We start from the raw sequence: 24,936 nt of genomic DNA on the forward strand, positions 1-24,936 counted from the left end.
CGGATCATTCCCAGAGAAAGGCGGTGGCCGGGTCGAAGGGATGGGTGGTGCGCCAGTGGCGCGCGATGTCCACGCGGCGGCAGATCCACACGCGGTCGTGCTTCTCGACATGGTCCAGGAAGCGCTGCAGCGCGCGCATGCGGCCCGGGCGGCCGAGCAGGCGGCAGTGCATGCCGACGCTCATCATCTTGGGCGCCTCGTCGCCCTCGGCGTAGAGCACGTCGAAGCTGTCGCGCAGGTACTGGAAGAACTCGTCGCCATGGCTGAAGCCCTGCGGCAGCGCGAAGCGCATGTCGTTGCAGTCCAGTGTGTAGGGCACGACCAGGTGCGGCGCCAGGCTGCCGTCGGTCTTCCTCACCTGCAGCCAGAAGGGCAGGTCGTCGCCGTAGTAGTCGCTGTCGTATTCGAAGCCGCCGTAGTCGGCGACCAGGCGCCGCGTGTTGGGGCTGTCGCGGCCGGTGTACCAGCCCGACGGGCGCTCGCCGGTGAGGCGCTGCAGGATGTCCATGCCGATCTCCATGTGCTGGCGCTCGAGGGCCTCGTCCATGGATTGGTAGTGGATCCAGCGCCAGCCATGGCAGGCGATCTCGTGCTGCATCTCCACCAGCGCCCGGGTCAGCTCGGGGTGGCGCTCCATCGCCATCGCGACGCCGAAGACCGTCAGCGGCAGCGCGCGCTTTTCGAACTCGCGCAGCAGCCGCCACACGCCCGCGCGCGAGCCGTACTCGTAGATGCCCTCCATGCTCAGATGGCGGGCCGGGTAGGCGGCGGGGTTGAACATCTCGGAGAGGAACTGCTCGCTGCCGGCGTCGCCGTGCAGCACCGAGTTCTCGCCGCCTTCCTCGTAGTTCAGCACGAACTGCAGGGCCACGCGCGCGCGGCCCGGCCACTGCGCCTGCGGCGGATGCTCGCCATGGCCGATCAGGTCGCGCGGGTAGCGGGAGAGAGTGGGGCGATTCATGGCGTGAGCACCGCTTTCAGGTCCTGGCCGCGCGGATGCAGGCGCAGGTTGGATTCGACATGGCCCAGGTGGGCCTCCAGCAGCCGGAGCACGGCGCGCCGGTCGCGCGCCTCCAGCGCGTCGACCAGGGCCTCGTGCTCGGCCTGCGATTCGGCGGCCGAATGGGCGCTCTGCACCATCAGCGCGATCAGCGAGCCGCGCGCGAGCAGCTCGCCCAGCATCTGCGCCAGCACCTCGTTGCCCTGCATGCGCGCCAGCAGCACGTGGAAGTCCGCCAGCAGCCGCGTGCGGCCGGGCACGTCGGTGCGCGCCACGGCCTCGCGTTCCTGCGCCAGGTGGGCGCGCAGCGTGGCGATCTGCTCCGGCGTGATGCGCGTCACCAGCTCGGCCAGCATGGCCGACTCCAGCATGCGCCGGACTTCGAACACCTGGCGCGCCTCCTCGGCGCTGGGCTGGGCGACGAAGGCGCCGCGCGCCGGCGTCAGCGTCACCAGGCGGTCGCGGCTGAGCTGGTTCAGGGCCTGGCGCACCAGCGTGCGCGAACACTGGAAGATGTCGGCCAGCTGCTGCTCGCCCAGCTTGGTGCCGGGCATCAGCCGGCGCTCGACGATGGCCTGGGTGATGGACGCGGCGATGCGCTCCGTGACCGTGGCCGCGCTCGACGACGCGGCCGCGGCGGGCGAGGGAAGGGGCGTGGCCTTGGCGCTCATGGTGTGCCGAAGTGTATACACTTTGGGCCTGCTCTCCATATCGACGATGCCGAACGGAAGGATTCCCGCGATGGGCAAGCTCACGACTCACGTCCTGGACACGATGAACGGCGGCCCCGCGGCGGGCATGGCGGTGCGCCTGTACCGCGTGGACGCGCAGGAGGCGCAATTGCTGCTGCAGCTGCGGCTGAACGACGACGGCCGCGCCGACGCGCCGCTGCTGCAGGGCGAGGCCCTGCGCGCCGGGCGCTACCGGCTGGTGTTCGCGGTGGCCGACTATTTCCGCGCGCGCGGCGTGGCGCTGCCGCAGCCGCCCTTCCTCGACGAGGTGCCGCTGGACTTCGGCATCGCCGACGCGGCCGCGCACTACCACGTGCCGCTGCTGGCCAGCCCCTGGGCCTATTCCACCTACCGCGGCAGCTGAGGCCCCATGCGCGACTGGCAAGACCTGGCACGGCAGCTGGCGCTGGCGCCCGCGGTGCTGGTGCGGGTCGAGCGGGTGCAGGGCAGTGGTCCGCGCGAGGTCGGCGCCTGGATGGCGCTCAGCGGCGAGCGGCAGATCGGCACCATCGGCGGCGGCCGGCTGGAGTTCGATGCCATCCAGCTGGCGCGCGAGGCCCTGGCGCGGGGCGGGGTGACGCAGCCGCTGCACCGGTTCGCGCTCGGACCCAGCCTGGGGCAGTGCTGTGGCGGCGTGGTCTGGCTGGCGCTGGAGTGGCTGGACGCCGCGGCCATTCCCGGGCTGCGCGAGCGCCTGGACGCGGCGCCTCGCTGGCGCGAGCTGGCCCTGTTCGGCGGCGGGCATGTCGGGCGCGCCATCGTCGCGCTTTGTGCGCGGCTGCCGCTGCGCGTGCACTGGATCGACAGCCGCGAGGAGATCTTCCCGCCCGATCTGCCCGAGACCCTGCGCACCGAGCACTCCGACCCGGTGCAGGCCGCGGTGCCCGGCGTGGCGCCGGGCGCGCGGGTGCTGATCATGAGCTTCAGCCATGCGGAGGACCTGGACATCCTCGCCGCCTGCCTGAAGCGCCAGCGCGAGCGCGGCGACCTCGCCTCCATCGGCCTGATCGGCAGCAAGAGCAAGTGGGCGGCCTTTCGCCACCGGCTGGAGGCGCGCGGCTTCGCGCCCGAGGAGCTGGACCGGGTGCGCTGCCCCATCGGCCTGCCGGGCATCACCGGCAAGCAGCCGGAGGTGATCGCGCTGGCGGTGGTGGCGCAGCTGATGCAGGATCTTCCCTAAGCGGCCATTGGCGCCGAACTGTATACACTTCGCAGCTGCTTGCGGTCGCCGCGGCGCCCGCCGTCCCTGTCACGGCGTGAAGCGCGACCCCATCGGCTCACAGCGCCCGCAGTGGTGAGCCGGACCTCGTGACATCGGGTTCTCCGCCTCATGGAAAGCTATCTGCTGGACTGGGCCAACGTGCTGCTGCGCTGGCTGCATGTGATCGTGGCCATCGCCTGGATCGGCGCCTCCTTCTATTTCGTCTGGCTGGACAACCACCTGCTCCGGCCCGAGGCCGCGGACCTGAAGGCCAAGGGCGTGGACGGCGAGCTGTGGGCGGTGCATGGCGGGGGCTTTTACAACCCGCAGAAGTACAAGGTGGCGCCGGCCAATCTGCCGCAGCACCTGCACTGGTTCTACTGGGAGAGCTACTGGACCTGGATGAGCGGCTTCGCGCTGTTCACCGTGCTCTATCTCTTCAATGCGGAGAGCTTTCTGATCGACCGCCGCGTGCACGACTGGAGCGCGCCGGCCGCGGTGGCGGCGGCGCTCGGCTTCCTGGCCGCCGGCTGGCTGGTGTACGACCAGATCTGCCGCCGCTTCGGCCGCAAGGCCGACGGCAGCATCGGCAACGACGGCGTGGTGCTGGGCTTGATCGCGCTCTTCATCGTCGCGGCCAGCTGGGCGGCCTGCCAGCTCTTCGCCGGGCGCGCGGCCTTCCTGATCGTCGGCGCGATGATCGCCACGATGATGAGCGCCAACGTCTTCTTCTGGATCATCCCGGGCCAGAAGCAGGTGATCGCGGACATGCGCGCCGGCCGGCCGGTGGACCCCGTCCACGGCCAGCGCGGCAAGCAGCGCAGCGTGCACAACACCTATTTCACGCTGCCGGTGCTGATCGCGATGCTGTCCAACCACTACGGCATGCTGCACGGCCATGCGCACAACTGGCTGGTGCTGGTCGGGCTGATGGCGGTGGGCGCGCTGGTGCGCAGCTGGTTCGTGCAGCGGCACCAGGGCGTCAATGCCTGGCCGCTGTTGGTCGGCGTGGCGCTGCTGCTGGTGGCGCTGATCGCCGCGCTGGCGCCCCGGCCCGCGGTGTCCACGGGCGCGGAGGCCGGCGCGCCGGTGAGCCTGGCCCAGGTGCAGGCCGTCGTGGCCCAGCGCTGCCAGCTGTGCCACAACGCGCAGCTGGCGCAGAAGGGCGTGCAGCTGCACAGCGCGGCGCTGATCGAGCAGCATGCGCAGGCCATCTACCAGCAGGCGGTGCTGCTCAAGACCATGCCGCTGAACAATGCCACCGGCATCACCGACGAGGAGCGCGCGCTGCTGGCGCGCTGGTATCTGCAACGGCGCTGAGTGGCTGGGCGCGGGCGCACAATGGCCGCCATGAACCCCGACCTGCCCGAGCCCCGCGAGCTGCTGACGCGGCTCTTCCATGCCGCTGTCGCGCGGGCGCAGCCGTCCCGCGTGCTGGCCGCCCATCTGCCGCCGCCGCCGCGCGGCCGCACCCTGGTGCTGGGCGCGGGCAAGGCCAGCGCCGCGATGGCGCAGGCGCTGGAAGCGGCCTGGCCGGACTCGGCGCCGCTGTCGGGGCTGGTGGTCACGCGCTACGGCCACACGCCGGCCGACTACCGGCCGCGCCGGCTGGAGGTGGTCGAGGCCGCGCACCCCGTGCCCGACGCCGCCGGCGAGCGCGCGGCGGCGCGCATGCTGCAGCTGGCCGGCGGCCTGGGCCCCGAGGACCTCGTGATCTGCCTGATCTCCGGCGGCGGCTCGGCCCTGCTGGGTCTGCCGCAGCCGGGCCTGACGCTGGCGGAGAAGCAGCAGATCAACAAGGCGCTGCTGGCCAGTGGCGCAGGCATCGCCGAGATGAACTGCGTGCGCAAGCATCTGTCGGCGATCAAGGGCGGGCGGCTGGCGCTGGCCTGCGCGCCGGCGCGCCTGCTGACGCTGCTGATCTCGGACGTGCCCGGCGACGACCCCGCGGTGATCGCCTCCGGCCCCACGGTGGCCGACCCCGGCCGCTGCGCCGACGCGTTGGCGATCTGCCAGCGCTACCGCATCGCGCTGCCCGAGGTCGTGCGCCAGGCCTGGGCGCGCGGCGACTGGGAGACCCCCAAGCCCGGCGATCCACGCCTGCCGCCGCAGGAGCTGCGGCTGATCGCCACGCCCATGCAGAGCCTGCAGGCGGCGGCCGGCGCGGCGCGCGCGCTGGGGCTGGCGGCCCATGTGCTGTCCGACGAGATCGAGGGCGAATCGCGCGACATCGGCCGCATGCATGCCGCGCTGGCGCGCAGCGTGGCGCGCCATGGCCAGCCCTTCGCGCGGCCCTGCGTGCTGCTGTCGGGCGGCGAAACCACCGTCACGCTGGGGCCGGGCGCCGCCGGCCGCGGCGGCCGCGCCAGCGAATTCCTGCTCGGCTGCGCGCTGGCGCTGGACGGCGAGCCGGGGGTCTGGGCGCTGGCCGCCGACACCGACGGCATCGACGGCGTGGAGGACAACGCCGGCGCCCTGCTGGCGCCCAGCAGCCTGGCGCGCGCCCGCGCGCTGGGGCTGCGGCCGGCCGAGCTGCTGGGGGCGCACGACGCCTACCGCTTCTTCGAGCCGCTGGGCGACCTGCTGTTCACCGGCCCCACCCAGACCAACGTCAATGACTTCCGGGCCCTTCTGGTGATTTGACCCCCGGGCCATCCCCCGGGAGAGGGGACAGGGGCCCCGCTGGACTTGACGCAGCGCAAGGCGTGGTCGGCGCCCTTGCCGCACATTGCGGTCACCCGCATTGCCCGTTCAACGCCCTTTTTCTGGATGGACTGTTCTCCCTTGCCGACCCGACACGCGAGCGACCTGGCCTGGCGCGTCATGCCCGGACAGTGGCAGGCCCTGCTCGCCGGTGCGCCGGGCACCGCGCTTCAGGCCCTGGACCTGCTGGCCAGCCGCCGCCGGCTGCAGCCGGGCGCCACGGTGTTCCGGCGCGGACAGGCCGCGCGCGGCCTGCTGGCCGTGCTGGATGGGCAGGTCGGGCTGGGCCTGGTCCGCGAGGACCAGGGCCAGACGCTGGAGCGCACGCTGCGCGGCCCGCAATGGCTGGACCTGGCCAGCGCCTGGCTGGACGAGGTCCACCAGCAGGACGCCTGGTGCATCACCGAGGCCGACGTGCTGGAGTTGCCGATGGCGCCGCTGCGCGCCTGCCTGCAGGAGCGGCCCGAGCTGGCCGAGGGGCTGATGCGGCAGCTGGCGCGCCAGCTGCGCGAGCTCGGCGGCATCACCCATGAGCTGATGCACATGGATGCCGAGAAGCGCCTCGCGGCCTGGCTGCTGCGCCGCGCGGCCGGCCTGTCCAGCATGGCGCTGGGCGAGCGCAAGCGCGACATCGCCGCGCAGCTGGCGATCGCGCCGGAGACGCTGTCGCGCCTGATGCGCCAGCTCAAGATCAAGGGATTGATCGACGTGCAGGGCTACACCGTGCGCCTGCTCGCCCCCGATCAGCTGAGGTTGCTCGCCCAGGGCTGATCGCGCCAGTCTGGTACAGGCCGACACGATTTGGCCGCGGCGATGGTGGCACACTCGCTCCCCGCATCGGCCCGCAACGAGGCCGGATCATGGGGGGAGGGATCATGCTGACCGGCGACTATGTGCACCAGGTCCGCCTGCACGAGCAAGAAAGCCAGGCCGATCCGCGGCGCTACCGGCGCAAGGTGCTGATGTTCGCGCTGCTGGGCTATGGCGTGCTGCTGCTGGCGGCGCTGCTGGCGGTGGCGCTGCTGGGCTGGGTGATGGCGCGCATGGCCGCGGGCGGCTTCCGCGGCTGGATGGTGTGGCCGCTGCTGGCCAGCCTGGGCCTGCTGTGGAGCGTGCTGGCGGCGCTGCGCCCGGGCTGGGGAGCGGCTCAAGGCGAGCGCCTGAGCGCCCGCGACGCGCCGGCGCTGTTCGACGCGCTGGACAAGATCCGCCGCAAGGTCAACGGACCGCCGCTGCACGAGGTGCGCGTGGACGGCAGCTTCAACGCCTCCATCGAACAACGCCCGCGCTGGCTGGGCCTGGGCCAGCACAATGTGCTCACCCTGGGCTGGCCGCTGCTGGCCGCGCTGGAGCCGCGCCGTGTGCTGGTGGTGGTGGCGCATGAGTACGGCCATCTGCGCGGCGACCATGGCCGGCTGTCGGCCTGGATCTATCGCACGCGCCGGACCTGGGGCCGGCTCTACCACCATTACCGCGAGGACGATTCGCTGGTCGCCGCGGCGCTGGTCCGTTTCGTCGGCTGGTACTTCCCGCGTTTCGATGCGCTGAGCTTTGCGCTCGCGCGCCAGGACGAGTACGAGGCCGACCGTGTCGCGGTGCGGCTGTTCGGCGCCGAGGCGGTGACGCAGACCCTGCAGGAAATCGAGCTGAAGGCGGCGCAGTACGACGAGCAGTTCTGGGCCCAGTGGTGGCGGCTGGCACGCATCTCGGCGCCCGGCGACGCGCCGCCCACGCCCTTCCAGCAGATGCCGCAGCTGATGCTGCGGCTGCCCGAACCGGCGCTGCAGCAGCGCTGGCTGCGCCGCGCGTTGCAGCGCCTGCCCGATCCCGACGACACCCACCCGGTGCTGCGCGACCGCCTGGCCGCGGTGCGCCTGGGCCCCGGCGGGCAGGACGAGGTCGTGGCGCGGCCGCGCGGCGACGACCTGCCGGCGCTGTCCGGCGGCCATTCGCTGCGCCTGCTGGGGCAGGCGCGGGCGCGCGTGGCGATGGCGCTGGACAAGGCCTGGTGGCGCGAGGCGCGCGGCGAATGGGGGCGGCATGGCGAGCGTCTGCGCACGCTGTGGGCCGATGCCCAGCGGCTCAAGGCCAAGGACTCGCAGGCGTTGAGCGTGGCCGACTGGCTGCGCCTGGCCGAGGCGCGCGAGGTGCTGAGCGGCAAGAACCCGCTGCCCCAGCTGGAGCAGGCGCTGGCGCTGGCGCCCGAGCATGAGACCCTGTTGCTGCGCCTGGTCCGGCTGCAGGTGCCCGAGGGCGACCCGCGTGCCGGCGAATGGCTGGAGCGCCTGCATGGCTACGAGGCCTCGGCCTGGCGCGCGGCCACGCTGGCCCAGGACTGGCTGGACGAGATCACGCGCCGTGGCCAGCCGCCCAAGGCCGAGCTGCGCCGTCTCTGGCGCAAGCGGCTGCAGGCGGCGCAGGCGCTGGAAGACAAGGCCTGGGAAACCTTCAGCGCGACTCCGCCTTGGGAGCGCAGCATCCCGGTGGTGCTGGAGGCCGAGGCCCTGCGCGAGCTGCGCGGCGACGTGCTGAGCGTGCCGGGGCTGCGCTCCGCGTGGATCAGTGAGCAAGACCTGGACCTGCGGCCGCGCCGCCGCCACTTCGCCGTCTGGCTGCAGCTGCGCCGCCGCCCCTCGCCCGAGCAGGCCGACCTGATCGCGCAGCGCCTCCACCAACGCCTGGACCTCCCCGGCCGCTGCCGCGTGCTGGTCGTGGGCCGGCATGTGGAGCCCGAGCGGATGAAGGGCGTGGCGCTGACGGTCCTGAAATAAGGGGTGCCGCTCCTCGTCCAGGTCCCGACCCGGGCGGGTCACCGGCTGCCGGGCCGGGACCCGGCGGGCTCTGCGCCGCGCGCCGGCCGCCGGAACGACAAACACAACAAGCCGCTCACAACCCCGGCAGCCACAGGGTCAACCCGTGCTCCCCGCCGGGCTTCAAGCCCGTCGGCACCCCCAGCCCCACGCCATTGGCCGCGGTCTGCCCCGCGTCCGGCGTGAACTGCACGCTGCAGACCCCCGTCCCCGCTTCCCACTGTGTCGCGACGCGCCCGCTGACGCCCTGGTCGGCCTTGACGCGCCATGACAGCTTGCAGACCTTGCGCGGCAGGCCGTTGAAGAAGTATTCGCTGGTGATGCGCTTGCTGCCGGGGTCGACCAGCTGGCGGCTGCTGTAGGGGCTGCTGTTCTGGATCAGCTCGGTGAGGGTCGCGCGGATGGCGCCGAAGGTCCGCACGATGGGCGGCATGTTGCCGCTCTGGGTCGAGCCAAGGATGTAGGTGTTGTAGCTGGAGAAGCGGATTTCGCGCGACAGGCTCATGCCCGCGCCCAGCGCGCTCTGCAGCGTGGCCACGCCCAGCCCCGCGTTGCCCGAGACGCTGAAGGCCGCCTCGCCCTGCAGCGCCGAGGCGCCGCCCGACGCGGTCCACAGCAGGTCCTGCTGCGACCAGCTGGCGACCTTGTAGTCGTCCGGGATCGTGGGGTGGTGGACGAGCAGCTGCGTGGCCACGGCGTAGAGCAGGTCGATGCGCTCGCGCGGTTCCTGGACGTAGGAGGCGGGCGCCAGCGCCGGTTCCAGCGCGATCGCGACCGGTGAGAACAGGCGCGCCCGCGCCACCATGATGCTGCGCTTGAGCTTGAGGTTGGCGTCGGCGGTGCTGCGCAGCTCGGCGCCGAAGTTGGCGCCCGCGGCCAGTGCCGCGTTCATGTAGCCGGTGCAGTCCAGCGTGTAGGCGAAGCTGGACTTGCTGGCGTCGATCAGCCGCGACGGATCGGCGCTGGCATAGAGGTCGGCGCTGGCGAGCCGGATCACGCTGATCTTGCCCGGCTCGTCGGGCTTGTCGATCGCGGTGGTGTGCAGCACGCCCTGGATGCTGGTGTCGGCGATCTTCTGGATGGCGATGCCGCTGAGCTGCTTGGCGGTGACCAACTGCTCCAGGTCCTCGGGCACGAAGGAGCTGCGGTTGGCCTTGCGGATCTTGTTGCGTATGCCCTCGGGCAGCAGGCAGCCGGTGTTGAGGAAGAGCGCGTCGATCTCGCCCATCAGCTCGCTGGGCTGGGTCTGCGCCTTGTCCTCGTCGAACAGAAAGGCCAGCGGCGTGATGTTCTTCCACCAGTCCGCGGCCTGGGCCGTGGTGGCGCCCAGCGCGAGCAGGGCCGGCAGCATGCGGCGTCGGATCATCTCCATCTCCCTCGTTCATCGGCAAAGCCTGGTGAGGTCGGATGATTGGCGCGCCGCGCACCGGCGGGCATCCGTGTTTGCCCGGCCGCTGTTTTTGGGGAGAGCCGGGGCCGGGCCGCGGCCCCGGGCGATCACAAGGGCATGCGTTCGTGCGCCGGGGCCGCCGCTGCGGCAACGGGCGGGCGGCGCAGCGCGTCGACCGCCGCCAGCACCGCCTCGGGCGTCGCGGGCGCGCGCAGCGGCGGGTCGCAGCGCGCGGGGCCGCAGGCGGCCACGGCGTCCTTGATCGCCAGCAGCACCGAGAAGGGCAGCAGCAGCGGGGGCTCGCCAACGGCCTTGGAGCGGTGGATGCTGTCCACGCCGGCCGGCTCTCCGAACAGCGCCACGCGGAAGTCCCACGGCATGTCGTTGGCGGTCGGGATCTTGTAGGTGCTGGGCGCGTGGGTGGCCAGCCGGCCGGACTGCGGATGCCAGACCAGCTCTTCGGTCGTCAGCCAGCCCTGGCCCTGCACGAAGGCGCCTTCGACCTGGCCCAGGTCGATCGCCGGGTTGAGCGACTGGCCGACGTCGTGCAGCGCGTCGGCGCGCAGCACGCGGACCTCGCCGGTCAGCGTGTCCACCAGCACCTCGGCCACCGCGGCGCCGAAGGCGAAGTAGTAGAAGGGATGGCCCTGCAGCCGCTCCTTGTCCCAGTGCAGGCCCGGGGTGGCGTAGAAGCCCTCGCTCCACAGCTGGACGCGCTGCAGATAGGCCTCGCCCACCAGGGCCGGGAAGTCCAGCCCGGCGCTTGCGGGGCCGCGCACGCGGCCGTCGGCCCAGCGCAGCTCGGCCTCGGCGCAGCCCAGGCGCTGCGCCGCCAGCGGCGCCAGGCGCGCCTTGATGCGGCGCGCGGCGTCCTGCGCGGCCTTGCCGTTGAGGTCGGATCCGGTGGAGGCGGCGGTGGCCGAGGTGTTGGCGATCTTTTGCGTGTCGGTCGCGCTGGCGCGCACGCGCGCCAGCGGCAGGCCCAGCTCCTGCGCGACGACCTGGGCCACCTTGGTGTTCAGGCCCTGGCCCATCTCGGTGCCGCCGTGGTTCACCAGCACCGAGCCGTCGGTGTACACATGGACCAGCGCGCCGGCCTGGTTCAGGTGCACGACGTTGAAGGAGATGCCGAACTTCACCGGCGTCAGCGCCAGCCCGCGCTTGAGCACTGGGCTGGCGGCGTTGAAGGCGGCGACCTCGGCGCGGCGGGCCGCGTAGTCGCTGCTCGCGACCAGGCGCTCGGTCAGCGGCTGGATCAGGTTGTGCTCGACGCGCTGGCCGTAGGGGGTCAGGTCTTGCCCGGGGCGGTAGAAGTTGCGCTGGCGCACCTGCAGCGGGTCCAGCCCGAGGCGGCGCGCGATGCCGTCCAGGATGATCTCGATCGCCAGCGCGCCCTGCGGGCCGCCGAAGCCGCGGAAAGCGGTGTTGCTCTGTGTGTTCGTCCTCGCGCAATAGCCGTGCATGGCGACATGCGGCAGCCAGTAGGCGTTGTCGAAGTGGCACAGCGCGCGCGCCATCACCGGCGCCGACAGGTCGGCCGAGTGGCCGCAGTTGGAGATCAGGTCGATCTCGGCCGCGAGCAGCCGGCCCTCGTCGTCATAGCCCACCGTCCAGCGGTAGTCGAAGCCATGACGGCGGCCGGTGATGAGGAAGTCGTCGTCGCGGTCCACGCGCAGCTTGACGGGTCGCTTGAGCCGGTGGGCGGCCAGCGCGGCGACGCAGGCGAACACCGCCGACTGCGATTCCTTGCCGCCGAAGCCGCCGCCCATGCGCCGGCACTGCACCTGCACCTGGTGGCTGGACCAGCCCAGGGCATGGGCCACCAGCTGCTGCATTTCCGACGGATGCTGGGTGGAGCAGTGCAGCAGCAGCGCGTCGCCCTCCTGCGGCAGCGCGAAGCTGATCTGCCCTTCGAGGTAGAACTGCTCCTGGCCGCCGACCGACCATTCGCCCTCCCAGCGGTGCGGGGCGCACGCCAGCTCGGCCTGCGGCTCGCCGCGGCTCAGGTGCATGGGCGGGATCACGTACTGGCCGGCGGCATGGGCCTCGCGCGCGCTCAGGCAGGCAGGCAGCGCTTCGGCCTGGATGGCCTGGCCGGCTAGCGCGGCGGCGCGGCGCGCCAGTTCGCGGTCGGTGGCGATCACCGCGAAGACCGGCTGGCCCAGGTAGCGCAGCTCGCCGTCGGCGAGGATGGGGTCGTCGTGCAGCAGCGGGCCGCAGTTGTTCTCGCCGGGGATGTCGCGCGCGCTGTACACCGCCACCACGCCGGGCTGGCGGCGGATCAGCGCCAGGTCCAGCGCCAGCAGCCGGCCATGCGCCAGCGGCGACAGGCCCAGCGCCGCGTGCAGCGTGCCGCGTGGTTCCGGCAGGTCGTCGGTATAGCGCGCCTCGCCGCTGACGTGCAGGGCCGCGGATTCGTGCGGCAGCGAGCGGCCGGCGGGGCCGGCGGCGGCGTCCAGCGTCTTCATGTCCAGGTCCATCAGCGTGCGCTCCCCGGGGCCGCGGCCAGGTTCACCGCCTGCCACACGCTGGTCTGCGCGGGCGCCAGCGGCTCGTGCAGACGCGTTTCCAGCCAGAAGCGACGCAGCAGGTTCTGCGCCACGCTCATGCGGTAGGCGCTGCTGGCGCGCAGGTCGGACAGCGGCTGGAAGTCCTCGGCCAGCGCATCGGCGGCGGCCTGCTGCGCGCGCTCGTCCCAGTCGCGGCCGCGCAGCGCGGCCTCGGCCCGGCCGGCGCGCTTGACGATGGCCGCCATGCCGCCATAGGCCAGGCGAGCGTCGAGGATGCGTTCGCCCTCCAGCCGCAGCGCCAGCACGGCGCAGACGGCGGAGATGTCGCTGTCGTAGCGCTTGGCGATCTTGTAGCCGCGCAGCACCCAGTCCGGTCCCGGCAGCGGCACCGCCAGCGCCTCGACGAACTCGCCGGGCTGCAGCGCGTTTTTCATGTAGTCCAGGTAGAAGTCCTGAAGCGCCAGTTGGCGCCGTGCCGCGCCGCGTCGCAGCACGATGCGCGCGTCCAGCGCGATCAGCGCCGGCGCGCCGTCGCCGATCGGCGAGCCGTTGGCGATGTTGCCGCCCAGCGTGCCGGCGTGGCGCACGGGCGGCGATGCGAAGCGCAGCCACAGCTCGCGCAGCGGCGGCAGCCGCGTGGCCAGCGCCGACCAGGCGTCCTCCAGCGTCGCGGCCGCGCCTATCCACAGGCGCTCGCCGTCGGGCGTGGTCTCGTGGCGGATCTCGCGCAGCTCGGCCACCTGGCCGGTCAGGATGAGGGTGCCCAGTTCACGGTGCTGCTTGTTGACCCACAGGCCCACGTCGGTGGCGCCGGCGACCAGGCGCGCGTCGGGCAGCTGTTCGCGCAGCCGCGCCAGCTCGTCCAGCCGGCGCGGGGCATGCACGGCCTGCGGCCGGCCGCTGCGGTCGGCGGCGACATAGTGCAGCGGCGCGTCGTCCTTCAAGGCACGCAGCTGAGCCGCGAGCGCATCGCGGTCCAGGCGCCGCTGGGGCAGTTCGAACATGCGTTCGCCGGCCTCGAGGATGGGGCGGTAGCCGGTGCAGCGGCAGAGGTTGCCGGACAGCCCGTCGGCCAGCTGCTGGCGGCTGGGGCGGCTGCCGTCGTCCAGGTGGCGCTCGTACAGCGCCTGCAGCGTCATCGCGAAGCCCGGCGTGCAGAAGCCGCATTGCGAGCCATGGCAGTCCACCAGGGCCTGCTGCACCGGGTTCGGGTCGGCGGCGCTGCCCAGGTCCTCCACCGTCAGCAGCGCGCGGCCGTCCAGCATGGGCAGGAACTGGATGCAGGCGTTGACGTTGCGCAGCTGCAGCGTCTGCCCGTCCGGCCCCAGCTCACCGACCAGCACGGTGCAGGCGCCGCAGTCGCCTTCGGCGCAGCCTTCCTTGGTGCCGGTCAGCCCGGCCTGCTCGCGCAGGTACTGCAGCACCGTCATCGTCGGCGGCAGGTCCTGCAGGCTCTGGATCTGGCCGCGGTGGACGAAGCGTATCGGGCGGGTACTCATGGGGCGAACTTACTCCCAAGCCGGCGAGGTGGTTATACGATCCGGCGCATGACCACTATAAGCGCAGACGTATGACGGTCCGCGACCTGTCCGCCAAGATCGAGGTCCAACTGGTGCGGGTGCTGCAAGCCTTGATCCTCGAACGCAGTGTCTCCAGGGCCGCGATGCGCCTGGGCAGCACGCAGCCCGCGGTCTCCGCGCAGCTGCGGCGCTTGCGCGCGCTGACCGGCGACGCGCTGCTGGTGCGCCATGGCGCGGGCATGACGCCCACGCCCACCGCGCTGGAGCTGCTCGCGCCGGCCGAACGGCTGCTGCATGACGCCGAGCTGCTGTTCGGCGAACGCCAGCGCCGCGCGGGCTTCGAGCCGCGCAGCGCGCGGCTGTGCTTTCGCGTCGCCGCGAGCGACTATCTGGACCCGCTCTTCCTGCCGCTGCTGGTGGCGCGGCTGCAGCGCCTGGCGCCCGGCGTGCAGCTGGACCTGCGCCCGCTGACCGCCGACTACGACTACCGCGCCGCGCTGGCCCGCGGCGAGGTGGACCTGGTGATCGGCAACTGGCTGCAGCCGCCCGAGGAGCTGCACCTGGGCCGGCTGCTGGTGGACGAGGTGGTCTGCCTGGTGAGCCGCGAGCACCCGGTGGCGCGCCTGGGCGCCAAGGCCTGGACCGTCGAGCGTTACCTGGAATGCCAGCACGTCGCGCCCATGCCGCTGAGCCCGGGCCAGCCCGGCGTGATCGACCAGCACCTGGCCGGGCTGGGCCTGGCGCGGCGCATCGCGGTGCGCGGCGCGCATTTCGGCCAACTGCCCGAGATGGTGGCGCGCAGCCTGCTGGTGCTGACCACCGGGCGGCTGTTCTGCTCGCGCTGGCTGGAGCGGCTGCCGCTGACCCTGCTGCGCTGCCCGGTGGCCTTCCCGCCCATGACCTACTACCAGCTCTGGCACGAACTCAGCCACGCCAGCGCGCCACTGCGCTGGCTGCGCGAGCAGGTGCGCGACGTGGCGCGCGAGATCGCCGGCGCGGCGCGCAAGAGCCCATGACCAGCGCCAGCCATCGACTTTGGAGGCTCATGCTCGGGGCCGTCACGACCCCATCAGCGCAGCCACATCTCCAGCGCGGATTGCTTGTTCAATGTCCTTGGCCAAACTCAGTGTTTGTTGTTTCATGGCGTCGGTGAAATGCTCGGGCATAGATTCATATCCTCCGCATCGACCCAACTTAAGACAGCGCAGGGCCAGGCGGATGTCGCCCGCCTCCATGTCAGGTTGGGAGCTCGTCCTGAACCTGGCAATTTCGATCGCCTGGGAGAACACTTCCTCGTTCGAACGCCAGGATTTGCCACGCCATTTGGCTTCTAAGCCAAGCGAGTTCAAGGCATCGTACAAGCGACCTTGAGCCGCCAGTTCTTCCAGCGATTGCCGTATCTGATGGCGTGTGGTGAGCGTGGTGGTGAATCTTCCCTTGGCCTCTCTCAGGCGAACGCCGCTGGGGTCGTTCGGGAGCGGCTCTGTCAAGCTCAGGATTTGTTCGCCATCGAAGCTGGTGCATCGGGCCAGCAGAAGATGCCGGGCTTGGAGCCGCTGTTGATAGTTCAGGTCGTTGACGGCCTTGTCCAAGGCATAGAGCGGAGACGTCAGCGCGAGATTGGCCTCGACACAAACAGTGGTGATGCTGACAGCCGCGCCAAAGCTGCCCTCTTGGCGGAGTTCCCGCAACGCGATGACGCTGGGATAGGGATCGATGGCAGCGAAGGCGCGGAACCAGTGGGTGACCATCTCCGACACGTGTGGGGCACTGGCGCCCTTGGCCGGCGCGCTGTCTGTGGTCGCCGGCGCCTGGACCGATGGCGCGGCCGTGGAAATGGGCCGCGCGACAGGGCTGCCAAGCGGTGGAGGCACATCTTGCGAGGCCGACATGAGCCAATGGACAAGCGCTGCAGCGAGCGCCAGCGCGAGGGCGATCTTCAGAAACCTCAGGGGACGGAACCGTATCAATGACATTGCTGATGGGTGCGATTCGACGCTCAGATGTGGCGAGCGTGTAGTCTGCGGGCTGCTTCTCTTCCTGCGCACGCTAGGCGCGGAGGCTGGGAGTGATGCACAGAGAGTATGGGCCAGATGATCCTGGGCGAAGAATCCTTCCAAGGAGGGAGACATGAAAGTCGAGCTAGCATGACTTCAACAAGACTGGCCCTGCGCGGCGACCTGCTGGACTTCTGCGCGGCGCCCGCCTGGGCGCAGACCGAGGACGCCGCGGTGCGTTTCCGGCCCGACCACTGGCTGCTGGTGGAAGGCGGCCGCATCGTCGGCGCGCAGCGCGAGGACCCCGGCCCGGACTGGCCGCGCGAGGACCACCGCGGCCGGCTGGTGATGCCGGGCTTCATCGACACCCATGTGCACTGCCCGCAGCTGGACGTGATCGCCTCCTATGGCACCGAGCTGCTGGACTGGCTCAACACCTACACCTTCCCGGCGGAGCGCCGCTATGCCGATCCGGCGGTGGCGGACCTGGGCGCGCAGCGCTTCCTGGATGCGCTGCTGGCGCACGGCACGACCGCGGCGGTGGTCTTCCCGACGGTGCACAAGGTGTCGGCCGAGGCGCTGTTCGACGCCGCCGCCGCGCGCGGCATGCGCCTCATCACCGGCAAGGTGCTGATGGACCGCCATGCGCCGGACGGCCTGCGCGACGATGTGGAGCAGGCGCGGCGCGACTGCGAGGACTTGATCGCTCGCCACCATGGGCGCGAGCGGCTGGCCTATGCGGTGACGGTGCGCTTCGCGCCGACCAGCACGCCCGAGCAGCTGGCCATGGCCGGCGCGCTGTGCCGCGCCGATGCCAGCCTCTTCATGCAGACCCACGTCGCCGAGAACCGCGGCGAATGCGCCTGGGTGGCCCGGCTGTTCCCGGACGCGCGCAGCTATCTCGACGTCTACGACCGCGTCGGGCTGCTGCATCCGCGCGCCGTGCTGGCCCATGGCATCTGGCTGGACGACGAGGACCGGCGCGTGTTGCGCGAGCGCGGCGCGCAGATTGCGCATTGCCCCTCGTCCAATCTCTTCCTGGGCAGCGGGCTGTTCGACTGGAAGGGCACCGACGAGGCCGGCGTGGGCCTCAGCGTCGCCAGCGATGTGGGCGGGGGCACCAGCCTGTCGCTGCAGCGCACGCTGGCCGATGGCTACAAGGTCCAGGCGCTGGCCGGACAGCGGCTCACCGCCTGGGCCGGCCTGCACGCCGCCACGCGGGGCGCGGCGCTGGCCCTGGGTTTGGACCGGGAGCTGGGCCACCTGAGCCCCGGTACACTGGCGGACTTGTGCGTCTGGGACTGGGCTTGCGGCCCGGTGGCCCAGGCCCGGCACGAGGTGGCGCGCGAATTGCATGAGAAGGTCTTTGCCTGGATGACCCTGGCGGACGAACGCAATCTGGCGGCCTGCTTCGTGGCCGGCCAGGCGCGCTACCGAAGACCTTAGCAACGCCCCAACAAGAATGACCCCACGCCTGGAACTTCGCGGCATCTGCAAACAGTACCCGGGCGTGCGGGCCAACGACGACATCTCGCTGAGCGTGATGCCCGGCGAGATCCACGCGGTGCTGGGCGAGAACGGCGCCGGCAAGTCCACCCTGATGAAGATCATCTACGGTGCCGTGCCGCCCGACGCCGGCCAGGTGCTGTGGGACGGCCAGCCGCAACGCCTGCGCAGCCCGGCGCAGGCGCGCCAGCTGGGCATCAGCATGGTCTACCAGCACTTCTCGCTGTTCGACTCGCTGAGCGCGGCGCAGAACATCTGGCTGGGCCTGGACAAGGCGCTGTCGCTGGACCAGGTGCGCGAACGCGTGGACCGGCTGGCCCACCAGTACGGGCTGGAGCTGGACCCCGAGCGGCCGGTGCATTCGCTGTCGGTGGGCGAGCGCCAGCGCGTGGAGATCCTGCGCGCGCTGCTGACCGAGCCGCGTCTGCTGATCCTGGACGAACCCACCTCGGTCCTGACGCCCCAGGCGGTCGAGAAGCTGTTCGCGACGCTGCGCCGGCTCTCCGACGAGGGCTGCGCCATCCTCTACATCAGCCACAAGCTGGACGAGATCCGCGCGCTGTGCCAGCGCTGCACCGTGCTGCGCGGCGGCCGCGTCACCGGCGAGGTGGACCCGCGCACGCAGAGCAGCGCCCAGCTGTCGCAGCTGATGATCGGCGCCGAGCCGCCCAAGCACCAGCCGCGTGCGTCGCAGGCCGGCGCGGCCGCGCTGCGCCTGCACCAGCTCAGCCTGGCGCCTCGCGATCCCTTCGGCACCGTGCTTCAGGGCCTGGACCTGACGCTGCGCCAGGGCGAGATCCTGGGCGTGGCCGGTGTGTCCGGCAACGGCCAGGCGGAGCTGATGGCGGCGCTGTCCGGCGAGGACCGGCGCCTCGCCCCCGGCAGCCTGTGGCTGGAAGGCGGGCCGCGCGGGCCGGTGGACATCAGCCGCCTCGGGCCCGGGCGGCGGCGCCAGCTGGGGCTGCACCATGTGCCGGAGGAGCGCCTGGGGCGTGGCGCCGTGCCCACGCTGTCGCTGGCGCAGAACACGCTGCTGACGCGGCGCGAACCGGTGGGCCTGCTGGGCCATGTGTCGCCGCGCCGCTGCCGCGAGCTCGCCCAGACGCTGATCCAGCGCTTTGGCGTGCGCGCGGCCGGCCCGGACGCGGCGGCGCGCAGCCTGTCCGGCGGCAACCTGCAGAAATTCATCATGGGCCGCGAGATCTCGGCCCGCCCTCGGGTGCTGCTGGTGTCCCAGCCGACCTGGGGTGTGGACGTGGGCGCGGCGGCGCAGATCCGCGGCGAGCTGCTGGCGCTGCGCGACGCCGGCTGCGCCATCCTGGTGGTCAGCGAGGAGTTGGAAGAATTGTTCGAGATCAGCGACCGCCTGGTGGTGATCGCGCGCGGCGCGCTGTCGCCGGCCGTCAGCCCCGCGCAGACCACGGTGGCCCAGATCGGGCTGTGGATGAGCGGCCTGTGGGACGGCGCGCCCGGCGCGGCCGCCTCCACCCTCACGACGGCGACGGAGGCGGGCCATGCTGAAGCTTGAGCCGCGTCCGCAGCCCTCGGCGCGCATGTCCATCGCGTCGCCGCTGATCGCGCTGGCCACCACCACGCTGATCGGCGTCGCGCTCTTCCTGATGCTGGGCAAGGACCCGTTGCAGGGCCTGCGCATGTTCTTCTGGGAGCCGCTGCGCAACAGCTACGCGCTGGGCGAGCTGGGGCTCAAGGCCACGCCGCTGGCGCTGATCGCGCTGGGGCTGGCGGTGGCCTTCCGCGCCAATGTCTGGAACATCGGTGCCGAAGGGCAGTTCATCGTCGGCGCGATGGCCGGCGGCTGGGTCGCGATGCAGGCCGGGCCGGACACCGGGCGCGGCATCGTCGTCGCCATCCTCGTGGCCGGCATGCTGGGCGGGCTGGGCTGGGCGGCCATCGTCGCGGCGCTGCGCGACCGCTTCCATGCCAACGAGATCCTGGTCAGCCTGATGCTGGTCTATGTCGCCGAGCTGCTGCTGGGCTACCTGGTCTACGGGCCCTGGAAAGACCCGGCGGGCTACAACTTCCCGCAGACCATCAGCTTCCTGCCGGTGACCAAGATTCCCAAGCTCTACGACGGCACGCGGCTGCACATCGGCCTCGTCATCGCGCTGGCCGCGGTGGGCGCGGTGTGGTGGCTGCTGTTCCGCTCGCTGCGCGGCTTCGCGCTGCAGGTGGGTGGGCTGGCGCCGGCGGCGGCGCGCTATGCGGGCTTCTCGTCGCGTGCCGCGCTGTGGGGCGCGCTGGGCCTGTCTGGTGCATTGGCCGGCCTGGCCGGTGCATTGGAGGCGGCCGGTCCGCTGGGGCAGCTGACGCCCTATGTGCCGGTGGGCTATGGCTTCGCGGCCATCATCGTCGCCTTCGTCGGCCGGCTGCACCCGGTGGGCATCGTGTTCTCGTCGGTGCTGATGAGCATGTTCTACATCGGCGGCGAGCTGGCGCAGTCGCGCCTGGGCCTGCCCAAGGCGCTGACCGGCGTGTTCCAGGGGCTGCTGCTGTTCAGCCTGCTGGCCTCGGACTGCCTGATCCACTATCGGCTGCGCTGGACGCCGCGCCAGCCGCTGACCACCAAGGGAGAAGCCTGATGGAATCCTGGGCGCTCCTGCTGGGCTCCACGCTCAACGCCGGCACCCTGGTCGCGCTGGCGGCGCTGGGCCTGCTGATCAACGAACGCGCCGGGGTCGTGAACCTGGGCGCCGAGGGCATGATGCTGGTGGCCGCGATCGCCGGCTTCGCCACCGCGGTGCACAGTGGCAGCGACCTGCTGGGCTTTGTCGCCGGCATGGGCGCGGGCGCGCTGCTGGCGCTGGCCTTCGCGCTGCTGGCGATCTATCTCAACACCAACCAGTACGCGACCGGGCTGGCGCTGAGCCTGTTCGGCGCCGGCTTTTCGGCCTTCGTCGGCCAGGGCTATGTGCAGGCCAAGCTCGCCGACCGGCCCAGCTTCGCGGTGCCAGGTCTTGCCGACATTCCCTTCATCGGGCCGGCGCTGTTCCGCCAGCATCCCATGGTCTACCTGGCGATGGCGCTGACCGCCGGGCTGGCCTGGTTCCTCTACCGCTCGCGCGCCGGGCTGGTGCTGCGCGCGGTGGGCGAGTCGCCCGAATCGGCGCATGCGCTGGGCTACCCGGTGCGGCGCATCCGGCTACTGGCGGTGCTGGCCGGCGGCGCGCTGTGCGGGCTGGCCGGCGCCTACTGCTCGGTGATTTACACGCCACTGTGGGTGGAAGGCATGATCGCCGGCAAGGGCTGGATCGCGCTGGCGCTGACCAGCTTCGCGACCTGGCGTCCGGCACGGGTCTTGCTCGGTGCCTATCTGTTCGGTGGCGTGACCATGCTGCAATTCCACCTGCAAGGTCAGGGGGTGCAGGTGGCCAGCCAGTTCCTGAGCATGCTGCCCTACCTGGCCACCATCGTCGTGCTGGTGCTGATCTCGCGCAACGAGAGCTTCATCCGTGCCAACATGCCGGCTTCGCTGGGCAAACCCTTCTTCCCGGGTGCCTGAGCATTCCGGGCCCGACCGTCTTCCCCACGCTTTCCATCCATCCACGGAGTTCCCCATGACCCTTCGCTCCACGCCCCGTCGTCACTGGCTGAAGTTCAGCGCGCTGGCCGCCGCCACGCTGGCCCTGGCCGCCTGCGGCAAGAAGGAAGAAGCCGCCGCGCCGGCCGCGCCCGCGTCCGAGGCCGCCCCGGCGGCCAAGGCCGAGCCGCTGAAGATCGCCTTCGCCTACGTCGGGCCGGTGGGCGACGGCGGCTGGACCTTCGCGCACGACAACGCGCGCAAGGCGCTGGAGAAGGAGTTCGGCGACAAGATCCAGACCAGCTTCGTCGAGAAGGTGCCCGAGGCCGCGGACGCCGAGCGCGTGTTCCGCGACATGGTGGGCCAGGGCAACAAGCTGATCTTCGGTACCACCTTCGGCTACATGGAGCCCATGCTCAAGGTGGCCGCCGACACCAAGGACGTGAAGTTCGAGCATGCCACCGGCTACAAGCAGGCCGACAACATGCGTACCTACGACTCGCGCACCTATGAAGGCGCCTACCTGGCCGGCGTGGTGGCCGGCGCGATGACCAAGACCGGCACGCTGGGCGTGGTCGGCTCCATCCCCATTCCCGAGGTGATCCGCAATATCAACAGCTTCACGCTGGGTGCGCAGAGCTCCAACCCCAAGGTCAAGGTCAAGGTGGTGTGGGTGAACGAATGGTTCAACCCGCCCCAGGAAACCAATGCCGCGCAGACCCTGATCAACGGCGGCGCCGACGTGCTGATGCAGAACACCGACTCCAGCGCCGTGCTGCAGACCGCCGAGAAGAACGGCAAGTACGCCTTCGGCTGGGATTCCGACATGACCGCCTACGGCCCCAAGGCCCACCTGGGCTCGGCGGTGATCAACTGGACGCCGTACTACATCGCCGCGGTGCGCGAGGCGCTGGACGGCAAGTGGAGCGCCGGCGCCGGCAAGCACAGCTGGTGGGGGGTGAAGGAAGGCGCGATCGACCTGGTCTCGATCAGCGACGCCGTGCCCGCGGACGTGAAGGCGCGCGTCGAGCAGGCCCGCGCCGGCCTGAAGGACGGCAGCTTCGTGATCTGGAAGGGCCCCATCGCCGGCCAGGACGGCAAGGATGTGCTCGCCAAGGACCAGGTCGCCGACGACAAGTTCCTCTCCGGCATCAACTTCTACGTCAAGGGCGTGGAAGGCAAGGTGCCGACCGGCAAGTAAGCCGAGGCCCGACCGGCGCGGCGGCTGGAGCCCTCGCGCCGGAAGGCCGCGCCGCCCCGGACCGCTCGCCCCCGACAGGGGTGGGTGGCCGGGGCGTTGTTCGTTGTGGCCCGCGGCCCGGCCCATGGCGTGAAGCACCGAGGCGACACCGGCCGGGCCAACGCGGGACGCTCGGCGAGGGCGAGGGCGAGGGCGTGGACGGGGGCCACGCGCTGGGCCCAATCTAGCCCGACTCGGTTAATCTCGCCCACGGCCGTTTCCCTTCCGTCGGGCCGCCGCGGGATGATTTCGCACCCCACCCGTCGTGGCGCATCGACGCCCTGGGACGTGGCTTCGTCGTCCTTAGGCCTGACCAAACGCGCAGCAGAGCGCCCCGGAGTGACCATGAAAATTACCGTCTCCACCCTGGTCGAAGGACCGATGCACGAGGTCTGGCGGGCCTACACCACGCCGGACGACATCAAGGCCTGGAACGCCGCCTCACCGGACTGGCACACGACCGCCTCGACCGTCGACCTGCGTCCGGGCGGCCTGTTTTCCTCGCGCATGGAAGCCAAGGACGGGTCCTTGGGCTTCGACTTCGCGGGTCAGTACACCCACATCGTCCATCACGAGCGGATCGAATACACCTTCGGCGAACGCGCGGCCCTGGTGCGTTTCGCGGAGCAAGGTCCTGGCGTCCTCGTCACGGTCACCTTCGACGGCGAACCGACCCACTCGGAAGAGCAGCAGCGCACCGGTTGGCAAGCCATCCTGGACAGCTTCGCCCGCCATGTGAAGGGCAAGCTGGCGTCGCAGTAAGCCTGCCATCCCGCCCGACCGCCCGCATGCCCCAGGCCGCGCGCTCCGGTGCGCGGGTTCGGCCTTGCTGTCGGTCCTATTCGTTGCCGGCCACGCTGGCCGGCGGCTCGGCCTGCCTGAGCAACTCCTGCATCGCTTCCTCGTCGCTGAGCGTGGGGGCGTCGAGCCGGGGCGGCGGGCCGCACAGGGCCTGGGGCCAGGCGAGCACGGCGGCGAGGACCATGGCGATCACCGCGGCGTAGGGGGCGGCCTCGCGGGCGAGCGCGTGCAGCGGCGGAGGAGCCTCCGTGTCGGCGCGGTCGGCGGCCTGGCCGCGCACGGCCAGCAGCGCGTAGCCCAGCGGCGGCAACAGATAGCCCAGCTGCAGCACCAGCAGCGCCAGCACCGCGACCCAGGGCGCATGGGGCTGCTGCGTCAGCAGCGGCGGCATCAGCAGCGGCAGCACGAGAAAGATCAGCTCGAAGGCGTCCAGCACCAGGCCGCAGAGCAGCAGCACGGCCAGCGCCAGCGCCAGGGTCGCGCCGGGCCCCCAGGGGCTGGCCTCGAGCGCCCGCTGCAGCCAGGCGTCGCTGCCCAGCGCGCGCAGCAGCCAGGTGAAGCTGGTCGCGCCGACCAGCAGTCCGAAGAGCAGGCCGGCGGTCTGCATGGCCTGCGCCAGCAGCGCGCGCAGCCGTCCCTTCAGCGCCCCGCCGGCGATGCCGGCCGCCAGCAGCGCGCAGCCGCTCATCGCCGCCGCCTCGACGGCCAGCCACCAGCCCTGGACCACGCCGGCCAGCATCAGCAGCACCAGCAGCGTGAACGCGAGCGGCTGCCATGCGGTGGTGGCCGCGTGCTGGCGGGGGTCAGGGCTTGCCCGCGCCGCCGGGCGGCGCAGCAGGATCAGCAGCGCGAAGCCCAGCAGCACCAGGCCGGCCGGGCGCCACGCGGCCCACAGCAGGTCCTGGTTGTTCATCACGCGCGCCAGGCCGGCGCTGGCGCCCAGCCGGCCCAGGGCCTCGGTGTGCGCGCGCATCATCGCGTCGCTGCACAGCAGCAGGACCAGCGAGGGCGGCAGTAGCAGGCCCAGCGTGCTGGCCGCCGCCAGCAGCGCGCTGGCGCGGGCCGGCGGCCAGCCCGCGAGGGCGGGGCCCGCGCCGCGGCGCAGCATCGCCAGGCTGGCGGCGACCGAGCCGTTCATCGGCGCCGACAGCGCGGCAAAGCCCAGCACGGCCAGCGCGCTGGCGCGCGGCCCGCCGCCCAGACGGCGCGCGACGGCGGCGATCCAGGCCTGCGCCAGGCCCAGCTCGCGCAGCCCCGCGCCCAGCAGTGCGTACAGCAGCAGGGCCTGCAGCAGATCGTGTTCCAGCAGGCCCGACAGCCGGATCGGCAGCGCCTGCACCAGCCCGGGCTCCACCCAGCCCAGCAGCATGCCCGCCGCGCCGCCCCAGACCGAGCAGGCGATCAAGGCCGCGTAGACCGGCCAGCGCGCCCACAGCATCAGCCCCAGCGCGAGGCCGAACAGCGCCAGGCCGAAGAGCGGGGCGGGCGCCAGCGCGGCGCTCATGGCGGGGCGGCGCGGCTGCGCGGCGCGGCCAGCGCGGCCAGGGTCTGCAGCGCCAGCAGCGCGAGCATCAGCAGCAGGGCCAGCTTGATGATGAAGTAGCCGGGGCTGAAGGTCTCGGGAAAGCGCTCCCACTGGCGCAGCGACTGCCAGGCCCCCGGCGCGGCCAGCAGCAGGTTGGCCAGGCACCAGGGCAGCAGCACCGCGCCCTGCAACAGCCGTGGCGCGCGCGGCGGCAGGTGGGAGCTGCCGAGGTGGGCCCCGCGCGCACCGGCCACGCGCAGCGCCGTGGCGACCAGGACCGCGAACAGGCATTGCGCCAGGTCGTTGGCCAGCGCCGGCGACACCCAGCCGGTCTGGCGCAGCGGCCATTGCAGCGCCAGCAGCAGCGTGAAGGGCAGGGCCAGCCAGGCCAGCGCGTCGCAGAGCCGGTCCAGCGCGCCGGCGAGGCGCGCCGATCGCTGCGCTGGTGGCAGTGGCCTCATGCG

21 protein-coding genes are annotated in these 24,936 nt (G+C 71.8%); 13 read left to right on the forward strand and 8 right to left on the reverse strand.

What is annotated here, in order from left to right; all coding sequences use genetic code 11:
- Positions 1–4 precede the first annotated feature (4 nt).
- Both puuE and LZ017_RS01015 read right to left on the reverse strand, forming a co-directional pair.
- On the reverse strand, positions 5–961 hold the full coding sequence (puuE, locus tag LZ017_RS01010; protein WP_241298182.1) for an allantoinase PuuE: 957 nt from the start codon (positions 959–961) through the stop codon (positions 5–7).
- Entirely contained in the window at positions 958–1,671 is a 714-nt protein-coding gene (locus tag LZ017_RS01015; protein ID WP_241298183.1) for a GntR family transcriptional regulator, read from the reverse strand. The genes puuE and LZ017_RS01015 overlap by 4 nt, the downstream gene beginning before the upstream one ends.
- A 70-nt stretch (positions 1,672–1,741) precedes the next feature.
- Here LZ017_RS01015 and uraH point away from each other — a divergent pair, with 70 nt between their 5' ends.
- The 6 genes from uraH to LZ017_RS01045 all read left to right on the forward strand — a co-directional run bounded on the left by uraH (position 1,742) and on the right by LZ017_RS01045 (position 8,406).
- Positions 1,742–2,095: a hydroxyisourate hydrolase gene (uraH, locus tag LZ017_RS01020; RefSeq protein ID WP_241298184.1), complete on the forward strand. Its 354-nt coding sequence runs from the start codon at positions 1,742–1,744 to the stop codon at positions 2,093–2,095.
- 6 nt (positions 2,096–2,101) lie between these two features.
- A complete protein-coding gene (xdhC, locus tag LZ017_RS01025; protein ID WP_241298185.1) occupies positions 2,102–2,911 on the forward strand; it encodes a xanthine dehydrogenase accessory protein XdhC in 810 nt (269 codons plus the stop codon).
- A 150-nt stretch (positions 2,912–3,061) separates the two neighbouring features.
- Positions 3,062–4,252: a urate hydroxylase PuuD gene (locus tag LZ017_RS01030; protein WP_241298186.1), complete on the forward strand. Its 1,191-nt coding sequence runs from the start codon at positions 3,062–3,064 to the stop codon at positions 4,250–4,252.
- Positions 4,253–4,282: 30 nt separating this feature from the next.
- The gene (locus tag LZ017_RS01035; protein ID WP_241298187.1) at positions 4,283–5,575 is read left to right on the forward strand and encodes a glycerate kinase; all 1,293 of its coding nucleotides are present in this window, start codon (positions 4,283–4,285) and stop codon (positions 5,573–5,575) included.
- 141 nt (positions 5,576–5,716) lie between these two features.
- The gene (locus LZ017_RS01040; RefSeq protein WP_241298188.1) at positions 5,717–6,406 is read left to right on the forward strand and encodes a Crp/Fnr family transcriptional regulator; all 690 of its coding nucleotides are present in this window, start codon (positions 5,717–5,719) and stop codon (positions 6,404–6,406) included.
- A 104-nt stretch (positions 6,407–6,510) separates the two neighbouring features.
- Positions 6,511–8,406, forward strand: coding sequence for a M48 family metallopeptidase (locus LZ017_RS01045; RefSeq protein WP_241298189.1), 1,896 nt, complete (start codon positions 6,511–6,513; stop codon positions 8,404–8,406).
- A gap of 115 nt (positions 8,407–8,521) precedes the next feature.
- Here LZ017_RS01045 and LZ017_RS01050 read toward each other — a convergent pair whose 3' ends face one another.
- From LZ017_RS01050 to xdhA, 3 genes are all read right to left on the reverse strand, one after another.
- Positions 8,522–9,811, reverse strand: a complete 1,290-nt coding sequence (locus tag LZ017_RS01050; RefSeq protein ID WP_241298190.1) for a hypothetical protein — start codon at positions 9,809–9,811, stop codon at positions 8,522–8,524.
- Positions 9,812–9,942: 131 nt separating this feature from the next.
- Positions 9,943–12,315: a xanthine dehydrogenase molybdopterin binding subunit gene (gene xdhB / locus LZ017_RS01055; RefSeq protein WP_241298191.1), complete on the reverse strand. Its 2,373-nt coding sequence runs from the start codon at positions 12,313–12,315 to the stop codon at positions 9,943–9,945.
- The gene (gene xdhA, locus LZ017_RS01060; RefSeq protein WP_241298192.1) at positions 12,315–13,844 is read right to left on the reverse strand and encodes a xanthine dehydrogenase small subunit; all 1,530 of its coding nucleotides are present in this window, start codon (positions 13,842–13,844) and stop codon (positions 12,315–12,317) included. Before xdhA ends, xdhB begins: the two co-directional genes overlap by 1 nt.
- Before the next feature lie 71 nt (positions 13,845–13,915).
- Here xdhA and LZ017_RS01065 point away from each other — a divergent pair, with 71 nt between their 5' ends.
- The gene (locus tag LZ017_RS01065; RefSeq protein ID WP_241298193.1) at positions 13,916–14,881 is read left to right on the forward strand and encodes a LysR family transcriptional regulator; all 966 of its coding nucleotides are present in this window, start codon (positions 13,916–13,918) and stop codon (positions 14,879–14,881) included.
- Between the two features lie 42 nt (positions 14,882–14,923).
- Here LZ017_RS01065 and LZ017_RS01070 read toward each other — a convergent pair whose 3' ends face one another.
- A complete protein-coding gene (locus LZ017_RS01070) occupies positions 14,924–15,757 on the reverse strand; it encodes a hypothetical protein (protein ID WP_241298194.1) in 834 nt (277 codons plus the stop codon).
- Positions 15,758–16,012: 255 nt separating this feature from the next.
- Between LZ017_RS01070 and guaD the strand changes: the two genes are divergently transcribed.
- The 6 genes from guaD to LZ017_RS01100 all read left to right on the forward strand — a co-directional run bounded on the left by guaD (position 16,013) and on the right by LZ017_RS01100 (position 22,908).
- Positions 16,013–17,308: a guanine deaminase gene (gene guaD, locus LZ017_RS01075; RefSeq protein ID WP_241298195.1), complete on the forward strand. Its 1,296-nt coding sequence runs from the start codon at positions 16,013–16,015 to the stop codon at positions 17,306–17,308.
- A 16-nt stretch (positions 17,309–17,324) separates the two neighbouring features.
- Positions 17,325–18,896, forward strand: a complete 1,572-nt coding sequence (locus tag LZ017_RS01080) for an ABC transporter ATP-binding protein (protein ID WP_241298196.1) — start codon at positions 17,325–17,327, stop codon at positions 18,894–18,896.
- Positions 18,883–19,968 (forward strand): ABC transporter permease, encoded by a 1,086-nt coding sequence (locus LZ017_RS01085; protein WP_241298197.1) that lies wholly within the window; start codon positions 18,883–18,885, stop codon positions 19,966–19,968. Before LZ017_RS01080 ends, LZ017_RS01085 begins: the two co-directional genes overlap by 14 nt.
- Positions 19,968–20,888, forward strand: a complete 921-nt coding sequence (locus LZ017_RS01090) for an ABC transporter permease (protein WP_241298198.1) — start codon at positions 19,968–19,970, stop codon at positions 20,886–20,888. Before LZ017_RS01085 ends, LZ017_RS01090 begins: the two co-directional genes overlap by 1 nt.
- A 55-nt stretch (positions 20,889–20,943) precedes the next feature.
- Positions 20,944–22,107: a BMP family ABC transporter substrate-binding protein gene (locus LZ017_RS01095; RefSeq protein ID WP_241298199.1), complete on the forward strand. Its 1,164-nt coding sequence runs from the start codon at positions 20,944–20,946 to the stop codon at positions 22,105–22,107.
- A gap of 384 nt (positions 22,108–22,491) precedes the next feature.
- A complete protein-coding gene (locus tag LZ017_RS01100; RefSeq protein WP_241298200.1) occupies positions 22,492–22,908 on the forward strand; it encodes an SRPBCC domain-containing protein in 417 nt (138 codons plus the stop codon).
- Positions 22,909–22,984: 76 nt separating this feature from the next.
- On the opposite strand, the gene LZ017_RS01105 is transcribed toward LZ017_RS01100, so the two are convergent.
- Positions 22,985–24,451 carry a TRAP transporter large permease subunit gene (locus LZ017_RS01105; RefSeq protein ID WP_241298201.1) on the reverse strand — a complete coding sequence of 489 codons (1,467 nt, stop codon included), beginning with the start codon at positions 24,449–24,451 and terminating at the stop codon, positions 22,985–22,987.
- The gene (locus tag LZ017_RS01110) at positions 24,448–24,933 is read right to left on the reverse strand and encodes a TRAP transporter small permease subunit (protein ID WP_241298202.1); all 486 of its coding nucleotides are present in this window, start codon (positions 24,931–24,933) and stop codon (positions 24,448–24,450) included. The genes LZ017_RS01105 and LZ017_RS01110 overlap by 4 nt, the downstream gene beginning before the upstream one ends.
- Positions 24,934–24,936: the final 3 nt, after the last annotated feature.

The sequence above is a fragment of the Pelomonas sp. CA6 genome, assembly GCF_022549225.1.
Classification (GTDB): Bacteria; Pseudomonadota; Gammaproteobacteria; order Burkholderiales; family Burkholderiaceae_C; genus Roseateles.

What these genes read in the sequence shown, in the direction of transcription:
- xdhB (WP_241298191.1), bottom strand. Translation starts at nt 12,315, where the DNA reads ATGGACCTGGACATGAAGACGCTGGACGCCGCCGCCGGCCCCGCCGGC.
- LZ017_RS01065 (WP_241298193.1), top strand. Translation starts at nt 13,916, where the DNA reads ATGACGGTCCGCGACCTGTCCGCCAAGATCGAGGTCCAACTGGTGCGG.
- xdhC (WP_241298185.1), top strand. Translation starts at nt 2,102, where the DNA reads ATGCGCGACTGGCAAGACCTGGCACGGCAGCTGGCGCTGGCGCCCGCG.
- LZ017_RS01110 (WP_241298202.1), bottom strand. Translation starts at nt 24,933, where the DNA reads ATGAGGCCACTGCCACCAGCGCAGCGATCGGCGCGCCTCGCCGGCGCG.
- LZ017_RS01035 (WP_241298187.1), top strand. Translation starts at nt 4,283, where the DNA reads ATGAACCCCGACCTGCCCGAGCCCCGCGAGCTGCTGACGCGGCTCTTC.
- LZ017_RS01100 (WP_241298200.1), top strand. Translation starts at nt 22,492, where the DNA reads ATGAAAATTACCGTCTCCACCCTGGTCGAAGGACCGATGCACGAGGTC.
- LZ017_RS01050 (WP_241298190.1), bottom strand. Translation starts at nt 9,811, where the DNA reads ATGATCCGACGCCGCATGCTGCCGGCCCTGCTCGCGCTGGGCGCCACC.
- LZ017_RS01085 (WP_241298197.1), top strand. Translation starts at nt 18,883, where the DNA reads ATGCTGAAGCTTGAGCCGCGTCCGCAGCCCTCGGCGCGCATGTCCATC.
- uraH (WP_241298184.1), top strand. Translation starts at nt 1,742, where the DNA reads ATGGGCAAGCTCACGACTCACGTCCTGGACACGATGAACGGCGGCCCC.
- puuE (WP_241298182.1), bottom strand. Translation starts at nt 961, where the DNA reads ATGAATCGCCCCACTCTCTCCCGCTACCCGCGCGACCTGATCGGCCAT.
- LZ017_RS01070 (WP_241298194.1), bottom strand. Translation starts at nt 15,757, where the DNA reads ATGTCGGCCTCGCAAGATGTGCCTCCACCGCTTGGCAGCCCTGTCGCG.
- LZ017_RS01015 (WP_241298183.1), bottom strand. Translation starts at nt 1,671, where the DNA reads ATGAGCGCCAAGGCCACGCCCCTTCCCTCGCCCGCCGCGGCCGCGTCG.
- LZ017_RS01045 (WP_241298189.1), top strand. Translation starts at nt 6,511, where the DNA reads ATGCTGACCGGCGACTATGTGCACCAGGTCCGCCTGCACGAGCAAGAA.
- LZ017_RS01090 (WP_241298198.1), top strand. Translation starts at nt 19,968, where the DNA reads ATGGAATCCTGGGCGCTCCTGCTGGGCTCCACGCTCAACGCCGGCACC.
- LZ017_RS01105 (WP_241298201.1), bottom strand. Translation starts at nt 24,451, where the DNA reads ATGAGCGCCGCGCTGGCGCCCGCCCCGCTCTTCGGCCTGGCGCTGTTC.
- LZ017_RS01080 (WP_241298196.1), top strand. Translation starts at nt 17,325, where the DNA reads ATGACCCCACGCCTGGAACTTCGCGGCATCTGCAAACAGTACCCGGGC.
- guaD (WP_241298195.1), top strand. Translation starts at nt 16,013, where the DNA reads ATGACTTCAACAAGACTGGCCCTGCGCGGCGACCTGCTGGACTTCTGC.
- xdhA (WP_241298192.1), bottom strand. Translation starts at nt 13,844, where the DNA reads ATGAGTACCCGCCCGATACGCTTCGTCCACCGCGGCCAGATCCAGAGC.
- LZ017_RS01030 (WP_241298186.1), top strand. Translation starts at nt 3,062, where the DNA reads ATGGAAAGCTATCTGCTGGACTGGGCCAACGTGCTGCTGCGCTGGCTG.
- LZ017_RS01095 (WP_241298199.1), top strand. Translation starts at nt 20,944, where the DNA reads ATGACCCTTCGCTCCACGCCCCGTCGTCACTGGCTGAAGTTCAGCGCG.